The 24,244-nt window shown below is 44.8% G+C and carries 17 protein-coding genes, 1 pseudogene and 1 other annotated feature; of the genes and pseudogenes, 11 read left to right on the forward strand and 7 right to left on the reverse strand.

Annotated features, from left to right (window positions below; translation table 11 throughout):
- Positions 1 to 111: 111 nt before the first annotated feature.
- Both BCU07_RS00860 and gltB read right to left on the reverse strand, forming a co-directional pair.
- Positions 112 to 1,581, reverse strand: a complete 1,470-nt coding sequence (locus BCU07_RS00860) for a glutamate synthase subunit beta (protein WP_017066517.1) — start codon at positions 1,579 to 1,581, stop codon at positions 112 to 114.
- Complete coding sequence (gene gltB / locus BCU07_RS00865) at positions 1,581 to 6,128, reverse strand: glutamate synthase large subunit (protein ID WP_017059305.1); 4,548 nt, start codon at positions 6,126 to 6,128, stop codon at positions 1,581 to 1,583. Before gltB ends, BCU07_RS00860 begins: the two co-directional genes overlap by 1 nt.
- A 529-nt stretch (positions 6,129 to 6,657) precedes the next feature.
- On the opposite strand from gltB, the gene BCU07_RS00870 reads away from it, so the two are divergent.
- From BCU07_RS00870 to BCU07_RS00885, 4 genes are all read left to right on the forward strand, one after another.
- Positions 6,658 to 7,611, forward strand: coding sequence for a TIGR01212 family radical SAM protein (locus tag BCU07_RS00870; RefSeq protein ID WP_102428209.1), 954 nt, complete (start codon positions 6,658 to 6,660; stop codon positions 7,609 to 7,611).
- 91 nt (positions 7,612 to 7,702) lie between these two features.
- Positions 7,703 to 9,454, forward strand: coding sequence for a diguanylate cyclase domain-containing protein (locus BCU07_RS00875; RefSeq protein ID WP_017059307.1), 1,752 nt, complete (start codon positions 7,703 to 7,705; stop codon positions 9,452 to 9,454).
- A gap of 174 nt (positions 9,455 to 9,628) precedes the next feature.
- A complete protein-coding gene (arcB, locus tag BCU07_RS00880) occupies positions 9,629 to 11,998 on the forward strand; it encodes an aerobic respiration two-component sensor histidine kinase ArcB (protein ID WP_017062885.1) in 2,370 nt (789 codons plus the stop codon).
- Positions 11,999 to 12,005: 7 nt separating this feature from the next.
- On the forward strand, positions 12,006 to 12,449 hold the full coding sequence (locus BCU07_RS00885) for a hypothetical protein (protein ID WP_017062884.1): 444 nt from the start codon (positions 12,006 to 12,008) through the stop codon (positions 12,447 to 12,449).
- 136 nt (positions 12,450 to 12,585) lie between these two features.
- Here the strand turns inward: BCU07_RS00885 and arcA are convergent, their stop codons facing one another.
- Entirely contained in the window at positions 12,586 to 13,302 is a 717-nt protein-coding gene (arcA, locus tag BCU07_RS00890) for a two-component system response regulator ArcA (protein ID WP_004741534.1), read from the reverse strand.
- A 429-nt stretch (positions 13,303 to 13,731) separates the two neighbouring features.
- Positions 13,732 to 13,833, reverse strand: a pseudogene (locus tag BCU07_RS00895) (ribonuclease activity regulator protein RraA); the annotation flags it as partial.
- 47 nt (positions 13,834 to 13,880) lie between these two features.
- Here BCU07_RS00895 and BCU07_RS00900 point away from each other — a divergent pair.
- Positions 13,881 to 14,366 (forward strand): putative 4-hydroxy-4-methyl-2-oxoglutarate aldolase, encoded by a 486-nt coding sequence (locus tag BCU07_RS00900; protein WP_017059310.1) that lies wholly within the window; start codon positions 13,881 to 13,883, stop codon positions 14,364 to 14,366.
- Positions 14,367 to 14,478: 112 nt separating this feature from the next.
- Here the strand turns inward: BCU07_RS00900 and BCU07_RS00905 are convergent, their stop codons facing one another.
- Positions 14,479 to 14,937, reverse strand: a complete 459-nt coding sequence (locus BCU07_RS00905; RefSeq protein WP_017070076.1) for a hypothetical protein — start codon at positions 14,935 to 14,937, stop codon at positions 14,479 to 14,481.
- Between the two features lie 317 nt (positions 14,938 to 15,254).
- Positions 15,255 to 15,374, forward strand: a sequence feature (Thr leader region).
- 29 nt (positions 15,375 to 15,403) lie between these two features.
- Between BCU07_RS00905 and thrA the strand changes: the two genes are divergently transcribed.
- From thrA to thrC, 3 genes are read left to right on the forward strand one after another with little or no spacing between them, the layout of a single operon-like run.
- Positions 15,404 to 17,863 carry a bifunctional aspartate kinase/homoserine dehydrogenase I gene (thrA, locus tag BCU07_RS00910; protein ID WP_102428208.1) on the forward strand — a complete coding sequence of 820 codons (2,460 nt, stop codon included), beginning with the start codon at positions 15,404 to 15,406 and terminating at the stop codon, positions 17,861 to 17,863.
- A gap of 17 nt (positions 17,864 to 17,880) precedes the next feature.
- Positions 17,881 to 18,837, forward strand: coding sequence for a homoserine kinase (gene thrB, locus BCU07_RS00915; protein WP_032545653.1), 957 nt, complete (start codon positions 17,881 to 17,883; stop codon positions 18,835 to 18,837).
- A complete protein-coding gene (thrC, locus tag BCU07_RS00920; protein WP_017059314.1) occupies positions 18,834 to 20,117 on the forward strand; it encodes a threonine synthase in 1,284 nt (427 codons plus the stop codon). The genes thrB and thrC overlap by 4 nt, the downstream gene beginning before the upstream one ends.
- 77 nt (positions 20,118 to 20,194) lie before the next feature.
- On the opposite strand, the gene grcA is transcribed toward thrC, so the two are convergent.
- Positions 20,195 to 20,572, reverse strand: a complete 378-nt coding sequence (grcA, locus tag BCU07_RS00925; RefSeq protein WP_017059315.1) for an autonomous glycyl radical cofactor GrcA — start codon at positions 20,570 to 20,572, stop codon at positions 20,195 to 20,197.
- 326 nt (positions 20,573 to 20,898) lie between these two features.
- Between grcA and nfo the strand changes: the two genes are divergently transcribed.
- The 3 genes from nfo to BCU07_RS00940 all read left to right on the forward strand — a co-directional run bounded on the left by nfo (position 20,899) and on the right by BCU07_RS00940 (position 23,523).
- Entirely contained in the window at positions 20,899 to 21,807 is a 909-nt protein-coding gene (nfo, locus tag BCU07_RS00930) for a deoxyribonuclease IV (RefSeq protein ID WP_102319761.1), read from the forward strand.
- A gap of 397 nt (positions 21,808 to 22,204) precedes the next feature.
- Positions 22,205 to 22,885 (forward strand): uracil-DNA glycosylase, encoded by a 681-nt coding sequence (ung, locus tag BCU07_RS00935; RefSeq protein ID WP_102428207.1) that lies wholly within the window; start codon positions 22,205 to 22,207, stop codon positions 22,883 to 22,885.
- 86 nt (positions 22,886 to 22,971) lie between these two features.
- Positions 22,972 to 23,523: a hemerythrin domain-containing protein gene (locus BCU07_RS00940; RefSeq protein WP_017070073.1), complete on the forward strand. Its 552-nt coding sequence runs from the start codon at positions 22,972 to 22,974 to the stop codon at positions 23,521 to 23,523.
- Between the two features lie 151 nt (positions 23,524 to 23,674).
- Here the strand turns inward: BCU07_RS00940 and BCU07_RS00945 are convergent, their stop codons facing one another.
- Positions 23,675 to 23,863 carry a DUF3545 family protein gene (locus tag BCU07_RS00945; RefSeq protein WP_017059319.1) on the reverse strand — a complete coding sequence of 63 codons (189 nt, stop codon included), beginning with the start codon at positions 23,861 to 23,863 and terminating at the stop codon, positions 23,675 to 23,677.
- Positions 23,864 to 24,244: the final 381 nt, after the last annotated feature.

Below are 24,244 nucleotides of genomic sequence, written 5' to 3' on the forward strand. Positions count from 1 at the left end.
CCAAAGGCCAGATAGAAAAAAGGCTAGCATCGAGTGCTAGCCAAATATAAAAGTTAGGAAGGGTGTTGCTTTTCCTCTAGGCTAACGTCATTGACGTTAGCCCGAGAAATATTATGCGGAAAGCATGAGTGAATCAGCTTTCGCTTCTAAGTTTGAGTTACCCATTAAGAAGTCATCAATCGCAATCGCACATTCACGACCTTCATTAATACAACGTACAACTAGAGATTGACCAGTACGCATATCACCAGCAGCGAAAACGCCTTTCTGGTTCGTTGCAAAACCTTCAGAAGCGACGTTACCGCGCTCGTCCAGTTTAATGTCTAGTTGAGCAAGCACGCCGGTTGGCTCCGGGTGTAAGAAGCCCATTGCTAGGAATGCCATGTCACAAGGAATAACACGTTCAGAGTTCGCGACTTCATCAAAGCCTGGACGCTCACCTGGTTTCGCATCTTGCCAAACGATGTCAGCAATACGTAGACCCGTCACTTGACCTTGCTCGTTACCGATGAACTCTTTGGTTAAGATGTTCCAGTGACGTTCACAACCTTCTTCGTGAGAAGTGGTGGTTTTCATGATCATTGGGTATTGAGGCCAAGGCATGTTTGCAGGGCGCTTCTCTGGTGGGATCGGCATGATCTCAACCTGAGTAATGCTCGCTGCCTTATGACGGTTTGATGTGCCCACACAGTCAGAACCAGTATCACCACCACCGATAACCACAACGTGCTTATCTTTAGCGTGAATCTCTTCTGTTTTAAGATCTAGGTTGTTAGCACGGCGGTTGTTTTGACCAAGGAATTCCATGGCAAAGTGAACGCCTTTCAACTCACGACCAGGGATTGGCAAGTCACGTGGAACCGTAGAACCACCCGTTAGCAATACCACATCAAACTCTTGGCGTAGCTGCTGAGCGTTAACATCAACACCGATGTGTTGGTTAACTTTAAACTCAACGCCCGCTTCAGCCATTAGGTTGATCTTACGATCAATCACGTCCATACCCAGTTTGAAGTCTGGGATACCGAAGCGAAGTAGACCACCGACTTTCTCGTCACGTTCAAATACCGTTACCGAGTGACCAGCGCTGTTTAGCTGCTCCGCTGCGGCTAAGCCAGCAGGACCTGAACCGATAACTGCGACAGTTTTACCTGTGCGAGAGCGTGGTGTTTTAGGTTTTGCGTACCCTTCACGGTACGCAGTTTCAACAATCGTTTTCTCGATATTACAGATAGTGATTGGGTCTTGGTTGATACCAAGAACACAGGCACTTTCACAAGGAGCAGGACAAACACGACCGGTAAACTCAGGGAAGTTGTTGGTAGAGCTTAGGATATTCCAAGCCTCTTCCCAGCTGTCACGGTAAACCGCATCATTGAATTCTGGGATGATGTTACCAATCGGACAGCCGTTGTGACAGAAAGGTACGCCACAGTCCATACAACGAGAGGCTTGAGTATTGATCTTTTCACCAAACTCTTCGTTAAGTACGAACTCTTTGTTGTCTTCAATTCGAACTGACGGGTCGAGCTTCTTTGGAAGCTCACGACCGTGTTCTAAAAATCCAGTAGGCTTACCCATTATACTGCCTCCACTTCTTCCGTTTGTGCCTGTTGTGCTTCAGCTTTACGCTTTTCAAGAACAGCTTTGTAGTCGCGTGGCATTACTTTAACTAGCGATGCAACACTTGCTTCAAAGTTGTCTAGGAAAGATTGAGCAACTTCACTTCCTGTGAATTCAACATGCTTAGTTAGCATATCCAGTAGAAGATCTTTATCTTCTTGTTCAATTGGATCTAGGTCTACAAGTTCAGGGTTGAGCTTGGTTTCGAAGTCACCCGCTTTGTCCCAAACATAAGCAACACCGCCACTCATGCCCGCAGCAAAGTTACGACCTGTTGAACCAAGGATAATGGCAACACCACCAGTCATGTATTCACAACCGTGGTCACCAACGCCCTCAACAACAACCTTCGCACCTGAGTTACGAACACAGAAACGTTCGCCTGCCATACCGCGAATGAAAGATTCACCTGAGGTCGCACCGTAGAAACATACGTTACCAACCACGATGTTATCTTCAGCAACGATAGAAGATTTCGCATCTGGGTACAGTACCAAAGTACCGCCAGACAGACCTTTACCCCAGTAATCGTTCGCGTCGCCTTCTACTTCGAACTTAACGCCTTTCGCAAGGAACGCACCGAAAGATTGGCCAGCACTACCGTGGAACTTAACGTTCATTGGTTGTGGTAAACCTTGGTCTTTGTAAACCTTCGAGATTTCGTTCGACAGCATGGTACCAGCAGAGCGGTCCGTGTTGATGATAGGGAAGCTCGCATTCACGGCTTCGCCTTTCTCAAGAGCTGGAATCGCAGCTTGAATCAACTTGCGGTCTAGAACGTCTTCTAGGTTGTGGTTTTGTTGCGTCTGGTTGTAGATACCATCTTCTTCACGTGCCTGCTCAATGTGCAGTACAGGTGTTAGATCTAGGTTCTTGTACTTCCAGTGGCCGATGTCGTCACGAACTTTAAGTTTGTGCGATTGACCTACCATCTCATCGATAGAGCGGAAGCCAAGTTCAGCCATTACCTCACGCAGACCTTCAGCCATGTATTGGAAGAAAGTCACTACGTCTTCTACGCGGCCGTCGAAACGCTCACGCAGAGTTTTGTTTTGTGTTGCGATACCAACAGGACAGGTATTCTTGTGACACTTACGCATCATGATACAGCCTTCAACAACCAATGCTGCTGTTGCTACGCCCCATTCTTCCGCGCCAAGTAACGTTGCTACTGCAAGGTCACGTGGTGTTTTCATCTGACCATCAGACTGAACAACGATACGGTTACGTAGGCCGTTTTTCAGTAGTGTTTGGTGCGTTTCTGCTAGACCTAGTTCCCAAGGCAGACCTGTGTGACGGATAGAAGACATCGGAGATGCACCCGTACCACCATCGAAACCTGCGATAAGTACTACGTCAGCTTTCGCTTTTGCTACACCTGATGCAATCGTACCTACGCCAGCTTCTGATACTAGCTTCACGTTGACACGGCCGTTACGGTTCGCGTTCTTCAGATCGTAGATTAGCTGAGCCAAATCTTCGATTGAGTAGATATCGTGGTGTGGCGGTGGTGAGATTAGACCTACGCCTGGAGTCGAGTGACGCGTTGCGCCGATCCAGTCATCAACCTTATCACCAGGTAGTTGACCACCTTCGCCCGGTTTCGCACCTTGAGCCATCTTGATTTGTAGCTCATCAGCGTTAGATAGGTAGTAAGACGTTACACCAAAGCGACCAGAAGCCACCTGTTTGATTGCTGAACGTTCCCAGTCGCCGTTTTCTTTACGTTCGAAACGTGCTGGATCTTCACCACCTTCACCTGAGTTTGATTTCGCGCCAATGCGGTTCATCGCAACAGCCAGTGTTGAGTGAGCCTCATGCGAGATTGAACCAAAGCTCATTGCGCCGGTTGCGAAACGCTTAAGAATGTTCTCGATTGGTTCTACTTCTGCTAGAGGAATAGAGCCTGCAGGGTTCTTGATGAAGTCCAGTTGGCTACGTAGCGTTGCTGCGTTGTCGCCTTGGTCATCAACTGCTTTTGCGTACTTCTTGAACTGACCGTAATCTTTGTTACGCGTCGATTCTTGAAGTAGAGAAATCGTTTCTGGGTTGAATAAGTGTTTCTCACCACGTTGTTTCCACTGGTAAACACCACCAACATCAAGGATCTGAGCTGGAATTTCACGAGCTGGGTAACCAACACGGTGACGAACCAATACTTCTCGCGCGATATCGTCGATCGTTAGACCTTGGATACGAGAAACAGTACCTGTGAAGTATTTTTCAACCACTGATTTGCTAACACCAAGTGCTTCAAAGATTTGTGCACCGTGGTAAGACTGCAGCGTAGAGATCCCCATCTTAGAGAAGATCTTAAGTAGACCGCCGTTAACACCTTTACGGTAGTTATCGAATAACTCACGTGGGTGTACGTTTGGATCTAGCTTCTTAGTACGTTGCAGTTCAACAATCGTTTCAATAACTAGGTATGGGTTAACTGCGTTTGCACCATAACCGATAAGCGTTGCAAAGTGGTGTGTCTCACGAGCGTCGCCCGTTTCAACAACGATGTCACACTTAGCACGTAGACCTTTACGGATTAGGTGGTGGTGAACCGCGCCAACCGCCAGCATTGCTGGAATAGCGGCATGGTTAGAGTTAACCGCACGGTCTGTCAGTAGGATGATAGAGTAGCCATCAATCACTGCGTCTTCTGCGTATTGGCAGATACGCTTAAGTGCGCGCTCTAACTTACCTTGGTCGCCATTTGCTTGGAATACGATATCCAGCGTCTTCGCCTGAAGGTGCTCGTTATCGATTGCACGCAGTTTTTCTAACTCAGAGTTAGACAGTACTGGAGACTCAAGTTCTACTTTTTGACAGTGCTCAGGTGTTTCAGCAAGTAAGTTCTGGTCTTTACCTAGGTAAGTGTTCAGAGACATAACCATGCGCTCACGAATCGGGTCGATCGGCGGGTTAGTTACTTGTGCAAACAACTGTTTGAAGTAGTTTGAAAGGTGCTGCGATTGGTGAGAAAGAATCGCTAGCGGCCAGTCAGCACCCATTGCAGAAAGTGGCTCGTAGCCTGTTTTCGCAAGAGGTAGAATGATTTCGTTTACTTCTTCAGAACTCACGCCAAACGATTGTTGTTTGTGTAGTAGTTTCTCTGGAGAAGGTTGGCTAAATTCGTTGCTCGCATCCGGTAGCTTTTTCAGGCTCAGAAGGTTCTCTTCAACCCACTTTTCGTAAGGTTGTGCTTTAGCAATGCTGTCTTTCACTTCTTCATCAGAAATGATGCGGCCTTGCTCAAGGTCAGCAACGAAGATACGACCTGGTTGTAGACGACCACGGTACTCAACGTTTTCAGGTGCAATCTCAACAACACCAGACTCAGACGCCATTACTAGGAAGTCGTCTTTAGTTACTGTGTAGCGAGAAGGACGCAGACCGTTACGGTCAAGTGTTGCACCTACTTGAACACCATCGGTGAAACATACTGATGCTGGGCCATCCCATGGTTCCATTACGTTCGCGTGGTACTGGTAGAACGCACGACGAGTTGGATCCATGTTTTTGTTTTCTTGCCATGCTTCCGGGATCATCATCATCAACGCGTGTGGCAGAGTACGACCTGAAAGAACAAGTAGTTCCAGTGCCATATCGAAGTTTGATGAATCCGAACTACCTTCCTGACAGATAGGAAGCAGCATGTCGATTTCAGCTTGTGTAAACAGATCCGATTCTAGGATTGCTTCACGTGCTTTCATCCAGTTCAGGTTGCCGCGAACCGTATTGATTTCGCCATTGTGCGCGATGTAACGGAAAGGCTGAGCTAGACGCCAACGTGGGAATGTATTGGTAGAGAAGCGAGAGTGTACTAGTGCTAGAGCTGTCACCATGGTTGGGTTTTGCAGATCTAGGAAGTACTGAGGAACTTGTTCAGTTGTTAGCTGACCTTTGTACACCAATGTCTTGTAAGACATAGAGTTGATGTAGAAGTCATCACCGATATTTGAAACGCTTTCTAGGCATACACGAACCGTGTAGTTACGTAGAACATACAGTTTACGCTCAAGCTCTTCTGGTGTGATACCAGGGCCGCCAGAAATAAATACGTGTTCAAATTGAGGTTCAGTGCTTAGTGGGTCAGCACCAATCATTGAATTGTCCGTTGGAAGTTCACGGTAACCGATAACTTCTAACTCAAGGCGTTGTGCATTGCGTTCTAGAATGTCACGACACTGTGCACGTTTGTGTTCATCTTTAGGGAAAAGTACAACACCAACACCATATTTTTCAAAAGATGGCAGCTTAATTCCAAGCTTTACGGCTTCTTCTAGTAAGAATTCGTGCGGCTTCTGTAGCAGGATACCTGCACCATCACCAGAACACGGATCGCAGCCTTGGCCGCCACGGTGTTCCATACGTGCAAGCATATCGAGTGCTTGAGTTACTACATCATGAGATTTGCGATTCTTTAGATGCGCAACAAAACCGATACCACAAGCGTCATGCTCCAATTCAGGAGTATACAGACCCTGTGAGTTCTGCTCTTGATCTACCATAGATACATCCTTCCAGTTAAATCTAGGCGCAACTTATTTGTATAAAGTCAGCCTTGTCCTTTTATATTTATGGGTCTAAACCTGCCTATGCTGGCGGTTTGAATCCTTTCCGTATCTCGCAGGAAAAGTATTGCGAGAAAAACAATCCTTAGTGATACCTGTTTATTTTTAACCACAAACTAGTGGTTTATATAGGTGGGAGTTAGATATCACCGACTTATTAGCAAGTTTTCGTTGTAAGTAAATACTCAAAAATAGCCAATATGTGTAAGTATCCTACAATTTTGTCTAGGCGAATTGCAATGAAAGTTGACCCATGTAGACCATTTTTTTCGTTTTATTTTGAATTTAATGCCTAACAAATGTGCAACATTAGGCAAATAGAGCCGATTTTTTGCATGTTTATTGATATTTGTTAGGTTGCTCGCAAAAAGCCTTGAGTAAACTAATTGGTCGAATTTTGCAGGGATGTAATTTTTTTTCAAAAAAGACTGATATTCATTCTTATTTACTTGAGTGCTTTGAAAATATGCAATTACACGAGTTGGTCAATACTATCGGCCAAGACCTTCAACGTCGTTATGGCGAAAAGGTTCACAAACTAACACTGCATGGTGGTTTCAGTTGTCCAAACCGAGATGGAACCATTGGCCGTGGAGGCTGCACTTTTTGTAATGTGGCGTCTTTTGCCGATGAACAAACTCAGGTTCAGAGTATTGCCGATCAATTAAAAGACCGTGCGGGTGAGATTGCCCGTGCTAAGAAGTATCTTGCTTACTTTCAGGCATATACTAGCACTTATGCTGAAGTGCAGGTGCTCAAGAATATGTACGAAGAAGCCCTTAAAGCTCCGGGTGCCAATATTGTTGGCCTTTGCGTTGGTACAAGACCCGATTGCGTGCCTGATTCTGTATTGGAACTGCTGTCGGGTTACGTGAAACAAGGCTACGAGATTTGGCTAGAACTCGGACTACAAACGGCCAATGATAAAACCCTCAAGCGAATTAACCGTGGCCACGATTTCGCGGTGTATGAAACGATCACTCGGCGTGCTCGTGCTTTGGGGATCAAGATATGTACCCACCTTATTGTTGGCCTGCCCAAAGAAACCAAAGCGGATAACCTTGAAACCTTAGACAAGGTATTAGCCGTTGGCACCGATGGTATTAAGCTGCACGGCCTTCATATAGTAGAGGGCAGTACCATGGCTAAGGCGTGGAAGGCCGGAAAGCTAGAAGCCCCAAGCCTTGAAGAGTACATCGATATCGCGAGTGAGATCATTCAACGCACGCCTGCGGACGTGGTTTATCACCGTGTTTCTTCAGCGGCGAGACGCCCAACCTTACTTTCTCCTTTATGGTGTGAGAACCGCTGGTTAGCGATGACTGAAATAGGTCGTTCGTTGGATAAAACCGGTGCTCAAGGCATCAAAACGGGCTCTGCATTCGAGTACACGTTGCCTGTTTTAAACGCGGCCAATTAATAGAAATGGGTGACTGTAGGTAACAGCAGATAAAACCAATAAATAGTGGTAACATTTCCCTAGCAGATTTTATGGTATAGATTGAGAGTAAATGGAACTGGTAATGACTTGGTTGTGGGACAGGGCGTATGGCTACGGTATTTATATCGTTGTTGTATTGCTGATTGCTCTCATCTGCTGGCATCTCTATTCTCGTTATCAGTCGCATATCGAAACGCTTCTACTTGCTACCCCGTCGCCACTCTACTTTGTTGATGTTCGAAGTGGCGAAATACTCTATGCCAATCGCCAAGCCATGCAGTTGCTTGGTATCCGCCAAATCGGTGTTAATTTTCGCTTTCCTACTGTGGAAAGCGAGAACAGCTTTCGTCACTACTTAACCAACCACATCAACTCTCGAGCCTTCGAGCAGGTCTCCCTGTGGGCGCTTTCTGAATTTGAGTCGTTCAAGATCAACTTGATCGGTCGTAAGATCCATTTTAGAAATAAGCAGGCTTGGATGATTCACGCCTCACCTTATAAAAACACTAACGAAGAACTGTCCCAAGAAGTTCGAGAACTGAATGTTGCTCGTACCGCTTTGGATTCTTTGTCTGAGCTGATCTACGTGAAAGATCAGAAAGGTCAGTTAGTGACGAGTAATCGCTCGTTTAAAAAGTTTTGGCATGGTCGTGCTGAAGAGGGCACCCTGAGTGTTTCTGGTGGAGTATTAAAAGGTCGTGTAAGTGAACGCTCTTGGACTACAGATCAAGATGGAAAAAGCTGCTTGCTTGAAACCTACCAAAGTGTGCTGCTTTCCCAAGATGGAGAAACCATCGGCACGCTCTCTATTAGTCATGATGTGACCGATTGGCATGACATGCAGCAGAAACTGCGTGGCGAGATGGAGAAGCGAAAAGATACCGAAGTGGCACTTGCGCAGCGTGACACCATCTTGCAAAACCTCCTGGAGGCCAGCCCAGACTCGATTGGTATCTTTAATGAAAACATGGTTTATCAAGCGTGTAATAAACCATTTGTGGCTGCGCTGGGTATCTCTGAAGTCAGTGACTTGATCGGTAAACGTTTACAAGATGTGGTGCCACATAGCATCTATACGCGAATATCAGAAACCGATCATCAAGTGCTTCATCAAAGTAAATCACTGCGTTATATCGACAAAGTGGTCTCAAGTGATGGAACATTTACTTGGTATGATGTAGTCAAATCACCGTTTAGAGATCCAGCATCGAGCACTAATGGTGTGTTGATCATGGCGCGTGATATTACAGAGCGTTATCTAGCAGAACAAAAGCTTGAAGAAGCCAACCTTGAACTTGAACGCCTCAGCTTTATGGATAGCCTGACTAAAGTGTCTAACCGACGTCGTTTCGATGAACAGCTCTCTACACTGTGGCATTATCATGTGCGTGAGAAGCTGCCACTGACGATCATGCTATGTGATATCGACTTCTTTAAAGGCTACAACGACTTTTACGGACACCAACAAGGCGATGATGCTTTGATTCAGGTTTCTCAGGCATTTAAGCAGGTGTTGAATCGTTCATCTGATTGTGTGGCTCGTTATGGTGGTGAAGAGTTCGGCTTTATTCTGCCAAATACAACGACCGAAGGTGCTCAGCTGGTGGCGCAGCGTATTCATGATGAAGTCCTAAAATTGGAACTTGCGCATGAGAAGTCGACAGTCTCTGAATTCATCACGGTGAGTATTGGTATTATCTCTTACATTCCTACACCTGATGATGAAATGGAATCGGCTGTTGCCTTGGCTGATAGTGCGTTGTATCAAGCGAAATCAGACGGTCGCAACCGTTCAATGGTGCATCCATACTCAATTCGCTAACGCTATAAAATTGGCAATTTGATTATCCCCGGCTATTTTTGCTTAGTTAGTATTTGTATTGGTTAATTAACCTTCGAAATTACCGCTGAACACTTGCTGCGTGTGATGTAGCTAGCTTACCTCCCATCTTCAAACAGGGTAGAATGTTGCTAGTCTTATCGCATGGAGCGCTAAATGAAACCCATGAAAAATCTTGCCCAGTATTACGTGGATCTACTCGTAAAACTGGGGATTGTCCGCTTTTCTATCTTACTCGCCCTAGCGCTTGTTGCCCTCGCTGTTGTTGTGCAAGTCGGTATCACCCTTGCACTCAAAGGCAATGTTGATGACATCGACATTGTCCGTTCAGTTTTCTTCGGTTTAGTGATCACGCCTTGGGCGGTTTATTTTCTGTCAGTGGTCGTGGACCAGTTGGAAGAATCACGTCAAAGGTTAGCGAAATTGGTCTCTAAACTTGGCGACATGCGTGAGCGAGACCAAGAACTCAACAATAAAATGCAGCTCAATATCGAGAAGCTTAATCAAGAAATTGAAGAGCGTGAAAAAGCGGAAGAAGCGCGCGCAGAAGCAATGCAAGATCTCGAAAACGAGGTGTTCCAGCGCGAGCGTACTCAGCTTGAACTCGCAGAACGTACTGCACTGTTACGCTCGTTTATCGATGCCTCGCCTGACCTTATTTACTACCGTAATGAAGATGGTGTGTTCTCTGGTTGTAACCGTGCGGTTGAAGAGCTCACTGGTAAAACAGAAAAAGAGCTAGTTGGTTTAACTCCTTGGGATGTTTACAGTAAAGAGGTCGCTCAGCAAGTTGTTGAAACCGATAAGAAAGTATTTGCTGACAACCAAGCACTGACTTATGACCAATGGCTTGAATACCCAGATGGCCGCAAGAGTTACTTCGAACTGCGTAAAGTGCCTTTCTACAGCAAAGATGGTCGTCACTTGGGCTTGGTTGGTTTTGGCCGCGATATTACTGAACGTAAAGAGCATCAAGAGTCGTTAGAAAAAGCCAGCCGCGATAAGACCACCTTTATCTCAACTATTAGCCACGAGTTAAGAACGCCGCTCAACGGCATCATTGGCTTGAGCCGCATGCTGCTTGATAGCCAACTGACCACCGAACAGCGCAAGCAGATGCAAACCATCAAGGTGAGCGCGGTGACACTGGGTAATATCTTCAACGATATTATTGATATGGATAAGTTCGACCGCCGTAAGCTTGAACTCTTCCCTACGCCTATTAACTTTGAAGATTTCGTTGTCGAGATCGAAAGTATCTCTGCGTTGATGGCTGAGCAGAAAGGGTTAAGGTTCGATCTAGAAAGATTGTCTGATCTTCCAGCTGCTGTTGAGGTGGATGGTACTCGTCTTAGACAGGTACTGTGGAACCTTGTTAGTAACGCGATGAAGTTCACCAAAGATGGTGGAGTGGTGATGACAGTCAGCGCCGACATTGATGGTGACTTTGCCAACATTACGATGGAAGTGGAAGATACTGGTATTGGTATCCCTGAAAGTGAAATCGAGAAGATCTTCGCGATGTACTATCAGGTGAAATCGGGCACGGACAACTTGCACGCTGTCGGCACGGGTATTGGTCTCGCTGTCTCTCAACAGCTAATTAATATGATGGATGGCCACATTGAAGTCATCAGTGAAGAGGGCTTTGGCAGTACCTTTACGGTTTCGATTCGAGTTCCAGTGAATCACGATACTCAGGCTCTGATCAAAACGCCAAGAAAACAGTCGAATCTTAAGATCTTTATGGTCGAAGACATTGAACTCAATATCACAGTGGCTCGCTCTCTACTTGAAAGCCTTGGCCATGAAGTGACAGTCGTGATGACGGGTAAAGAGGCGCAAATTGCTTTCAATCCTGAAGACTATGATTTGGTGTTGTTGGATATCCAACTGCCAGATATGACGGGTTTCGATATTGCTCAATACTACCGCGAGAAATACAGCCAGCTACCGCCTTTGGTGGCGTTAACTGCGAACGTATTAAACAACAAGCAAGAGTACTTCCAGAAAGGCATGGACGAAGCGATCAGTAAACCTTTGTCGGTTCGAGCTATCCAAGATGTCATCAGTGAACTTATCGAAGATGCACCAGAGGTAATTGAGAAGGTAGCGGGCACCGATAAGGTTGAGAGCATTGATAAAGTCGACGCGAGTAAGCCTGTTCTTTCAGAAATTGATACCACTTTGCTTGATATTGATATGCTAGAGTCTTATGTTGATATTGTTGGACCGAAACCGGTTTTGGATAGCATCGCGATGTTCGAAGATATGATGCCGGAGTATATGGAAATATTGAACTCCAACATGGTCGCGAAAGATAAAGCCAGTATCGTTTCTGAGGCACATAAGATTAAAGGTGCTGCAGGTTCTATTGGTCTGAAACGCATCCAACAAGTTGCCCAGAAAGCTCAATCTCCAGATTTGCCTGCGTGGTGGGAGAACATTTCAGATTGGGTTGATGAGATAAATAACGAATACCAGAATGACATTGAAGTTTTAAAGAGTTGGTTAAATCAAAGGTAGAAGAATAATGAAAAAATTAGCATTCGCCGCATGTGTAGTGGCATTAGCGGGTTGTTCTGCGCCACAAGTAGAATGGCAGCAAGATAATCAAGTCGAAGTATCTGCAGCAACAGTTACCATGAAAAGCAACCTTTGGCACAACAAGATGCCAACGATTGGCGAGACTCAAGATAAGACCCTACATGGTGCTATCTACCTAGAGTCAGACTCACAACTGCCAGCAACGCTTGCGGTTGAAAGTGTTACGGTTAAACAGGGTGCAGACACCTTGTTGGTAACGGCTGACGATCTTGATTTAAGAACACACAGTGAAACTCAATGGGAAGTCGCGTTTGTATGGCAGCTAGAAATCGACAGTGACAAGCCTGTTGATGTGGCGGTGGAACTTAAAGATGGCGAAACCGTGAAGTGGTTAGTAGAGAAAGACGTTAAGGTGGATACGGTTTACTAAAATCTTATCCAATTAAGAACAATAAAAAAGGGAGAATGCGTTGGCATTCTCCCTTTTTAATAACTATTGATGACGCTTCTAGTGTTCAAAACACTTACTGGTGAGTAGTGCTAAATGGTAAGAGGCGCGAATCGAATTAGTCTTCTAGGTCACCACAAAAGCGGTAGCCTTCACCGTGAATCGTTGCGATGATTTCTGGCGTACCAGAAACAGATTCAAAGTGCTTACGAATACGACGGATTGTTACGTCTACAGTACGATCGTGTGGCTTAAGCTCACGGCCAGTCATCTTCTTAAGAAGGTCAGCACGTGTTTGGATCTTACCTGGGTTCTCACAGAAGTGAAGTAGAGCACGGAACTCTGAACGAGGTAGCTTGTAGCCTTCGCCATCTGGGCTAACCAGAGAACGACTGTTGATATCTAGTACCCAACCGTTGAACTCATACTTCTCAACGCTACGCTTCTCTTCTTGAACAGAGCTTGTGCTCATTGAACGGTTCAGAAGGTTGCGTGCACGGATAGTCAGTTCACGAGGGTTGAAAGGCTTAGTGATGTAGTCATCAGCGCCGATCTCTAGGCCAAGGATCTTATCAACTTCATTATCACGACCAGTTAAGAACATAAGCGCTACGTTTGCTTGCTCACGTAGTTCACGCGCAAGTAGTAGGCCATTCTTACCTGGAAGGTTGATGTCCATAATTACAAGGTTAACTTGGTTGTCAGATAGCACTTGGTGCATCTCTTCACCGTCGCTAGCCTCAAAAACAGCATATCCCTCTGCTTCAAAAATACTCTTTAGAGTGTTACGAGTTACTTGCTCATCTTCAACGATAAGAATCTGCGGGGTTTGCATTTGGCGGTACCTAAATTTGTGACGAAACTGTGCTAATAGAATAAATTCTAGGCAAAAACATAACATACAGGTAATGTATTTTTGATGATAACTTAAAGTTTTCAAAAAAACACTTACTTCCAGCTATCTGCCTTCCTTGAAGTATTGCCCAATAACGTAGATCCAGTACGCCTTTCAATCATTCTTTTAGTGATTGGAGTGGATTCTATAATGTTAACAGCATGCTAACAACGCGAGAATGTTAATTCCATTCACTTTGTTGATTTACATCAATTGCCGTATCGCAACAAACTTTAATAGTATGGCTACAACTTAACCAATGTTATGGTGACTATTTAGCACCAAAACAAGAATGATTATTCGAGATGGCTCTCACATCTTGCCTGCTAAAGACCGGGTTATGAACCAAGGAAGCTGAAAGCTGTCTTAAGAGTCTAGTAGATAAATATGCTCAATCAACTTTTATTGAGTAATAAATTGAGCATAGAACAATGAAAACAAAGGATTAATTTTAATAACATATAAAAGCATAGAGGCTAGCCTGACATAACCGGTAACGCCTTACTCACGGAGGATATATGCACGATATAACACCCGACTTGTGTGATGAGTTTGAAAGCGAAGTCACCCTACTGAACATGCCATTGCAGAACTTCGGCCAACGTGGTGCGTTCTTTGGAAAAATTGTAACAGTTCGTTGTTATCACGATAATTCCAAGGTTCGCGAGGTTTTAGAGACCGACGGCTGTGGCAAAGTGCTTGTCGTTGACGGAAATGGCTCATGCCAGAAGGCGCTGCTTGGCGATCAACTCGCTATTCTCGCGATAGAAAACGGTTGGGAAGGCGTGATTGTAAACGGTGCGGTGCGTGATGTAGGCATGATGTCGCAAATGGACCTTGGCGTTCAGGCGTTAGGTGCATCGCCATTCAAAACAGAGAAACGCGGTGTCGGCCAAGTGAATGTGACACTCTCTATACATAATCAACTGATTCAGCCTGGTGACTATATTTATGCCGATTGGAATGGCGTGTTAATTTCATCTGAGCTGTTAATTGAATCGTAACTGACTCAAATTGAATGCCGTTGATAGATTAGAACGGGGAATGGTTTGTGATGTACTAAAAGTTTGGATCTCAATCCGCACTAATCTGTTAATAAAGAACAAGCTAAAGAGACTAAAAGCGAAACCCTAGTCCCACTTCAACACCTTGCTGCCACTCTTCATAATCAAGGGTGGCATGCAAATCTAGGTTATCTGTTAGTTGCACTCGGCTGGAAACCTCTGCGGCTACCGATTTCTCATTGTCTTCGGTCTCGTCTTTATAGGTGTGTAGAGAACTGTTAAAAGAGACTCTTTCTGAGAACTGATAACTGACACCACTCAAGAATCCACTTTCCTGTTTCAGTGCCGCACTATTGATACGTGTACCGACGTAAAGATCCACATCTGAAAACAAGCTATAAGAGTAGCCACTGTCTATCTTCCAAGTATCGAAGCTTTCACTCGACGCGTTTTGTGTGGAGATAAAGAATTTATGAGAAGAACTATCGATCTGGCTGGGTAGTAGAGGCAAGCTATTCGCTGAACAAACAACAGGCATAGCAAAAGCCAAAAGAATAAGTAATCTCTTCATTTCCCACTCCTGATGTCATTATTATTGTTCTTCTAACGTTATCGTTCAATTAAAGCACAGAACTTGTACGTTCGCTGCACAATCGATATAGCATTTTGTTATGACTATATATGCAATTGATCACTCTTGCCTGTTCAATGAGTAAATCCAGTATCTTAAGTGAAGGTTTATACAGGGTGTTTTATCCCTTAAATGACGGTTTGCTCTGAAAAACGGTGCGAATGTAAAAAAAACGCAACTTTTCATTGACGTCCAGTGGTAAAAATTGATACACGTAGAGTAAAGCACAAGCAGAGAATTTGATATGCAGCACGTAAGCCACCTAGTAATGACCACAACCATTATTATTACCGACATTAACATTGTTGGGGCAGGCTGCTAAGTAACGGATTTTAAAAAAAAAGGCCTGTATCCAACAAGATACAGGCCTTTTTTTGTACCATTTTTATGACTTATGGAGAAAGGGATGCGCGTTTTAAAGTTTGGAGGTTCATCATTAGCTGATGCAGATCGTTTTTTACGAGCGGCTGATATCATCGCTAATAATGCCCAGCAAGAAGAGCTAGCCGTTGTACTATCGGCTCCAGGAAAAACAACCAATAAGTTGGTCGCTGTTATTGAAGCTGCACTGAAAAATGGTGAAGCTGACGCACAGATTACAGAGATCGAATCTTCATTTAACACACTGTTTGCAGATATTCAAACTGTTGTTCCTTCTATTGATGGTTCTGCGTTCCAAGAGCAGGTTGATACTTCTCTTGCTCAGCTAAAACAGTTCGTAAACGGCATTAACCTATTGGGTATGTGCCCGAACCATGTTAATGCTCGCATCATCAGTAAAGGTGAGCGAATCTCAATCCAGTTGATGAAAGCGGTACTTGAAGCGAAAGGCCAACCAGCAAGCCTGATTGACCCAGTTCAATACCTATACGCTAAAGGTGATCACCTTGAAGCTATGGTCGATGTGGACGTTTCAACTCAGAACTTCCGTCAGTCGCCACTGCCTAAAGGTCACGTAAATATCATGCCGGGCTTTACAGCAGGTAACGATAAAGGTGAGCTAGTCACACTTGGCCGTAACGGCTCTGATTATTCAGCTGCAGTTCTAGCGGCATGTCTACGTGCTGATTGCTGTGAGATCTGGACAGATGTAGACGGCGTTTACAACTGTGACCCGCGTTTAGTGGATGATGCTCGTCTTCTTAAGTCTCTTAGCTACCAAGAGGCGATGGAGCTTTCTTACTTTGGTGCTTCGGTTCTACACCCGAAAACCATTGCTCCTATTGCGCAATTCCACATTCCTTGTCTGATCAAAAACAGCTTCAACCCACAAGGCGCAGGTACTTTGATTGGCCAAGACACTGGCGAAGATAACCTAGCAATCAAAGGTATTACGACGCTAAGTGACCTAACCATGGTTAACGTATCAGGCCCAGGCATGAAGGGCATGGTAGGTATGGCGAGTCGTGTATTCGGCGCGATGTCTTCTGCTGGCGTTTCTATTGTCCTTATTACTCAATCTTCTTCTGAGTACAGCATCAGCTTCTGTATTGAATCGGCTGATAAGGTGAAAGCGAAACAAGTGTTGTCAGACGCGTTTGAACTTGAACTTAAAGATGGCCTGTTAGAGCCGGTTGAGTTCATGGATGACGTTGCGATTGTAACGCTGGTGGGTGACGGTATGCGCACTTCACGTGGCGTAGCATCTCAGTTCTTCTCTTCTTTAGCTGAAGTGAACGTCAACATTGTTGCTATTGCTCAAGGTTCTTCAGAGCGCGCTATTTCAGCGGTTATCCCTGAAGACAAAATCTCTGAAGCAATCAAAGCGTGTCACGAGAACCTATTTAACTCTAAGCACTTCCTAGATGTATTCGTTGTGGGTGTCGGCGGTGTTGGTGGCGAGCTTGTTGACCAGATCCAACGTCAGCAAGGCAAACTGGCTGAAAAAGGCATCGTGATTCGCGTATGTGGTTTAGCAAACAGTAAAGGTTTGTTGCTAGACAGCGATGGTCTACCGTTAGAGCAGTGGCGTGACCGTATGTCGAGTGCGACTGAAGAGTTCAGCCTAGCGCGTTTAGCGGCTTTGGTTCAACGTAACCACATCATCAACCCAGTATTGGTTGATTGTACGTCTAGCGAAGGTATTGCGGCGCAGTACGCTGATTTCCTAGCGGCTGGTTTCCACGTAGTAACACCAAACAAGAAAGCAAACACAGCAAGCATGGCTTACTACCATCAGCTTCGTGAAGTTGCACGCAACTCACGTCGTAAGCTGATGTACGAGACAACAGTAGGTGCAGGTCTACCGGTCATCGAAAACCTACAGAACCTTATCTCTGCAGGTGATGAACTTGAGAAGTTCAACGGCATTCTTTCAGGTTCACTGTCTTACATCTTCGGCAAGCTTGATGAAGGTATGACACTGAGCCAGGCAACCAATATTGCAAAAGATAACGGCTTCACTGAACCGGATCCTCGAGATGATCTATCTGGTATGGATGTGGCGCGTAAGTTGCTTATTCTTGCTCGTGAAGCAGGCATGGCGCTTGAACTTGAAGATGTTGAAGTAGACCAAGCTCTGCCACCGGGTTTTGATGATTCAGGTACGGTTGAAGAGTTCATGGCTCGCTTGCCAGAAGCGGATGCTTACTTCAAAGAGCAGTCAGCTATCGCAGCAGAAGAAGGTAAAGTACTTCGTTATGTGGGTGAAATCGCTGAAGGTAAGTGTAAGGTTCGTATCGCTGCTGTTGATGGCGACGACCCAATGTTCAAGATTAAAGATGGCGAGAACGCATTAGCATTCTACAGCCGTTACTACCAACCAATCCCTCTAGTACTGCGTGGCTACGGCGCGGGTACTGAAGTAACAGCTGCTGGCGTATTCTCTGATGTGATGCGTACTCTTGGTTGGAAATTAGGAGTTTAAGAATGAGTTCAAGTGATATGGATGTTGTCGTTTATGCTCCTGCATCAATCGGTAATGTCAGTGTAGGGTTTGATGTGCTGGGGGCCGCTGTGTCTCCAGTGGATGGCACGCTGCTAGGTGACCGAGTTATGGTTAAAGCCGGTGATGAACCATTCTCACTTAAAACTGCAGGCAGCTTTGTTTCTAAGCTGCCAACTGAAGCAAAAGAAAACATCGTTTACGACTGCTGGGTGGTGTTCTCGAGAGAGCTTGATAAAAAAGGCGTTACGCTAAAGCCTTTAGAAATGACACTAGAAAAGAACATGCCTATCGGTTCAGGTTTGGGTTCTAGTGCATGTTCAATCGTCGCGGCACTGGATGCGCTAAACCGTTTTCACGGTCAGCCCCTGAATGAAACTGAACTGCTTGCTCTGATGGGTGAAATGGAAGGCAAGATTTCAGGTGGTATCCACTACGATAACGTTGCGCCATGTTACCTTGGTGGTGTGCAGCTCATGCTTGAAGAGCTAGGCATCATCAGCCAAGAAGTACCGTGTTTTGACGACTGGTACTGGGTAATGGCTTATCCGGGTATTAAGGTTTCAACGGCTGAAGCGAGAGAGATCCTACCATCTCAATATCGTCGTCAGGATATTATTGCTCATGGTCGTCACTTAGCGGGCTTTATCCACGCGTGTCATTCAGGTCAACCTGAACTGGCGGCGAAGATGATCAAAGACGTGATCGCTGAACCATATCGTGAGAAACTGCTTCCAGGGTTTGCTGATGCTCGTAAATACGCGCTGTCAGCTGGGGCACTGGCTACTGGTATTTCTGGTAGTGGTCCAACTCTATTTAGCATTTGCAAAGAACAAGATGTCGCCGAGCGTGTTGCACGCTGGTTAGAACAAAATTACGTACAAAATGAAGAAGGATTCGTTCACGTTTGTCGCCTAGATAAGCAGGGTTCGATCGTTACAGGAAGTGAGTTATGAAACTGTACAACATCAAAGAAAATGATGAACAAGTCTCTTTTGGCCAAGCCGTTCGTCAAGGCTTAGGCCGTAATCAAGGTCTATTTTTCCCATCTGAACTGCCAAAGTTTGATGATATCGATGCGCTGCTAGCAGAGGACTTTGTCCCTCGTAGCTCAAAGATTCTGTCAGCATTGATTGGTGATGAATTACCAAAAGAACAGATCGACCAAATGGTGGATGCAGCGTTCCAATTCCCTGCACCAATCAACCAAGTAAAAGACGGCGTTTACGCGCTTGAGCTTTTCCACGGTCCAACACTGGCGTTTAAAGATTTCGGTGGCCGCTTTATGGCTCAATCTTTAGCAGCTGTTTCTGATGGTGGTCAAATCACTATCTTAACGGCAACATCAGGTGATACTGGTGCGGCGGTTGCGCATGCTTTCTACGGCATGGAAGACATCAATGTTGTGATTCTTTACCCGAAAGGCAAGATCAGCCCACTGCAAGAGAAGCTGTTCTGTACGCTTGGCAAGAACATCCACACTGTGGCGATTGATGGTGACTTTGATGCGTGTCAGGCTCTAGTTAAAGACTCATTTGATGACGCTGAACTGCGTAAAGAGATCGGTCTTAATTCGGCAAACTCGATCAACATCAGCCGTTTAATGGCTCAGATCTGTTACTACTTTGAGGCGGCTTCTCAGCTGACTAAAGAGCAACGTGAAAACCTCGTTATCTCTGTACCAAGTGGTAACTTTGGTAACCTAACGGCTGGTCTATTGGCTAAAGCGCTAGGTCTACCTGTTAAGCGTTTTATCGCAGCAACTAACGAAAATGACACTGTTCCTCGTTACCTAGAAACAGGTCAATGGGATCCAAAACCGACTGTTGCGACAACATCGAACGCGATGGACGTAAGCCAACCAAACAACTGGCCTCGTATCGAAGAGCTTTGCCAACTGAAAGGTTGGGGCTTAGATACACTAGGCAAAGGTAAAGTATCTGACGAGCAGAGCGCTGAGTCAGTTCGCGACCTAAAAGCACAAGGTTACCTATGTGAACCACATGGTGCGATTGCTTACCGTCTACTGGAAGAGCAACTGCAAGAGAACGAAACTGGCTTGTTCCTGTGTACAGCACACCCAGCGAAATTCAAAGAAGTGGTTGATGACATCCTAGGTTCTGATATCGAACTGCCTGGCCCGCTAGCAAAACACGCGGCGATGGAATTGTTGTCTGAAGATCTTGATAACGATTTTGAAGCGCTAAAAGCTGTGCTTCGTCGAGTTCAACCGTAACGTCCATTTGTTTTTCGAACAAATAAAAACGGCGCTCAATGAGCGCCGTTTTTGTATTCTAATTTAAGCTCTAAAAATTATAGAGACTCAGTGAACGTACGTGCGATAACGTCACGTTGCTGTTCAGTTGTTAGAGAGTTGAAACGTACAGCGTAACCCGATACACGGATAGTTAGCTGTGGGTAGTTCTCTGGGTGAGCAACTGCGTCTTCTAGCGTTTCACGCTTAAGAACGTTAACGTTTAGGTGTTGACCACCTTCGATGCGTGGTGCTGCTTCGATTGCAACTTCACGGCTTTCGTACTCGCCTAGGTCTGCAGCTGAGATAACTTGGTCAGCTTCGAAACCTGCAGTAGCAACAACACAACGAGCTTCATTCTTCTCGCTATCTAGTAGCCAGATTGAGTTTAGTAGGTCATCGTTTGCTGCTTTAGTAATTTGAATACCTTGGATCATAACTATCTCCTAGTCCACTGAATGTGGTTTGATTATGGTGTTAACTTTCGATTTTTATTGAGCTGGGTAATATATACCTAATATTAGTAAGGTTAACATTGATTTAAGTCAAAAAACAACCAAAAACCATATTTTTACAAAGGTGATTATATTGAGGTAAATCAATAAAACCTTTGAAAACAAAGTAATTACAAAATATTTTAAAGTATAAAAAATATTTAACAGCCATATTTGTTGTAAGTTTACTACATTTGTTGTGTTTTTATTGAACTACAACCGATACGACCCTTTATTTATTAAGCATTCTGAAAGTGTAAAGTGATTTAATGACAAACAATAATTCATCCTCAAAACCGGAAACAAATATTAAGTTTATTGGCGCTCATGTGTCGGCTGCTGGTGGTGTTGATCAGGCGCCTATGCGTGCACGTGAAATAGGTGCCAATGCGTTTGCACTGTTTACCAAGAACCAGAGACAGTGGGCGGCAAAACCACTAGAAGCGAAAACCATTAGTGCCTTTAAAGCCAATTGCAAAATGTTGGGCTACGGTGCTGAGCACATTCTTCCTCATGACTCCTACCTGATTAACCTAGGAGCGCCAGAAGAAGAGAAGCTAGAGAAATCACGCGCGGCTTTTATTGATGAAATGGAGCGTTGTAATCAACTTGGACTAACGCTTTTGAATTTTCATCCTGGGAGTCATTTAAAGAAAATCTCAGAAAGCGAATGTTTGGCGAAGATCGCTGAATCGATCAACCTAGCTCATCAAGCGGTACCTGACGTAATCGCAGTGATCGAGAATACGTCTGGGCAGGGCACTAATCTGGGTTGGAAGTTTGAACATCTAGCCGAGATTATCGAGCAGGTAGAAGATAAGTCACGTGTGGGTGTGTGCTTAGACACCTGCCATACGTTTACTGCTGGCTATGACTTACGTACAAAAGAGGCGTGTGAGCATACTTTTGCTGAGTTCGACCGCATCGTGGGTATGCACTATCTAAGAGCAATGCACATCAATGATTCAAAAGCTGAGTTCGCGAGCCGAGTCGATCGACACCATTCTTTAGGAAAAGGCGAAATTGGCTGGGATTGTTTTGAGTATATTGCCTCTGATTCTCGCTTTAATGGTATCCCTCTTATCTTGGAAACCATTGATTCGACGATCTGGAAAGAGGAAATTCAACAACTTAGAATGTTTCATCGCTCAGCAACGCTAGCGAGCGAACAAGCGTAATAATAGAGGGGGAAATTTATTTCCGTCTATTTCTAAAAATTGGCACCTTTCTTTCATAGTATTAAAGTGAATATGTAGTTCACGATGTCTTAGAGGAGGTGCCTTTATGTATTCAATCACCCAAACTTCAACTATTGCTGTCGCACGCCGTTTACCTACACCAAACCGTCACGTGCATAACCACGGCCACCATCGTACACAGCAGAAAAGTGGTTAATCGAGATAAGCACAACTTGAACTGATTATTATGATTCATCAACAAGTGAACCCTACACATCATGTTTATTGATAGCTGTATGAGGTATAACTAGAGCCTTATTTAGGACAGTTAGCCGATACAGCTATTTTTTTGTCTGGCGAAAGCCGCTAGAAACCTTGATGATTGGGAAGTAAAACGATGAGCGCACCAAAGACTTGGGAATCCATTATTAATGATGAACGTGATAAAGAGTACTTTCAGAGTGTCCTCGCGTTTGTTGAACAGCAACGTAATAGTGGTAAAACCGTCTACCCGCCACAAGAACAGGTGTTCAGTGCCTTTGATATGACGCCTTTCGAATCTGTGCGAGTGGTTATCTTAGGGCAAGATCCTTATCACGGTGCTAACCAAGCTCACGGCTTAGCATTCTCAGTGCTTCCTGGTGTGAAAATCCCACCTTCTCTACGCAATATGTACAAAGAGCTTGCACAAGATATAGAGGGCTTTGAGATTCCTAGTCATGGTTATCTCGATTCTTGGGCATCGCAAGGGGTGTTGATGTTGAACACAGTCCTTACAGTCGAAGAGGCAAAAGCACACTCACATGCTAAGTGTGGCTGGGAAACCTTTACCGATGCCATTATTGCTGAGCTCAATCAGCGCTCTGAACCGATCATCTTTTTGTTGTGGGGCGCACACGCCCAGAAGAAAGGTCAAGCGATTGATGACGACAAGCATCATGTGTTGGTTGCACCTCACCCATCGCCATTATCGGCACGCCGTGGATTCTTCGGTTGTCAGCATTTCTCTACAACCAACAAGCTGCTTTCTTCTATGGATCAACAACCTATTGACTGGCGTTTACCAACAGAAGTGTAGGTTGGTGGTTTTCTGAGCAGGGTCAAATCATAAATCAGCATATTCGTATACACTTATAAATAGTAGGTGTAATGGAGTGCAATACTATGATGATTGAAAGGATAAGACGAGAGCATGGCTATATGGCTCGTTTACTCGCGATACTCAACAGTAAGTTAGAGTTTCTGAAACAGGAGCGAGAAATAAACTATAGCCTGATCGCAGAGGTGGTTCATTACCTTATGAACCATTCAGACAAAGTGCATCACCCTAAAGAAGACGTCATTTATCGCTACTATCTTAAGCAATATGGCAGCGAGCAAGCGATTGAAGACTTGGAGTTAGAGCATCAATTGCTTTCTGAGAAAACGGCGGACTTTTTAGGTTTGGTCGATATGATCCTTCAAGATGCGGTGGTTCCTCAGCAAGTCTTTATTGAGCAGCTTGAAGCGTTTGTTAAGGCTCAGCGAAAGCACATGGAATATGAAGAGAAGCATGTGCTACCCATGATTGTTGAGGCGTTCACGGTGAAAGATTGGCAAGAAGTGGAGTCTCAATGGCTTCAACCGGAAGATGACCCTGTTTTTGGAGAGACCATCGCCGATCAATATCGCCAACTCGCGGCTCGGGTTCGACAAAATGAACAAGAGTGTGTTTAGCCCGTTGTAATGTTGAGGTGCACCTATTTTAGGTGTCCTCTATATTAGAGGGTTGGTTTCCAAATGGCGCTTTGAGCGGATTAACTACCTCAAAAAATAAAAAAGGCACCTATATAGGTGCCTTTTGCTATCTGATTTCTTATCGTGCTGATTAAAGTTTTATATCGTCAAGGCTAAAATCAAGACCTAGGTTCATCTCTCTCAGCTCTTTCTCAAGCTGCCTACGATCGTTGATGGCTTCGATTTCACGCCACTTACGCTTGAGTGGTTTCGAGCGTGATTTTTGAGTTACACGAGGCATTTCTAGTTCTGATACTTCATCGAATTGAAAGCTATCCATAAGCCATATCTCCTTCCGTGGGACTAGTTCTTACGAACCAATAAATATCATATTTAGGTTCACAATAACTTTGATTTGTTTCTCATTTGTTTCAAATCCATGAAGCTTTTGTTCTATTTTCTTATGCATGCTCACACATTGTGAGAATTATTATGTATAAAAAACAGGCAAACAAACCTAAGTAAACGATTAAATTGGGGGTTATTGAATGTTAATTCATTGTGCGAATGGAATAGCGTTTTGACTATAATGCATTGAAGTGCACATGGTACCGTGCGGTATAGGGATCTCATTGGCCTAGAAAAAAACGAAGATCTTCACTATACCTTGTAAAACCTAGGCTGACGTCATTTTTATAGGATGGTGTTCTTGTTGGGGTAG

The sequence above is a fragment of the Vibrio sp. 10N.261.54.E10 genome, from assembly GCF_002877735.2.
In the GTDB taxonomy this organism is placed as follows: Bacteria; Pseudomonadota; Gammaproteobacteria; order Enterobacterales; family Vibrionaceae; genus Vibrio; species Vibrio crassostreae_C.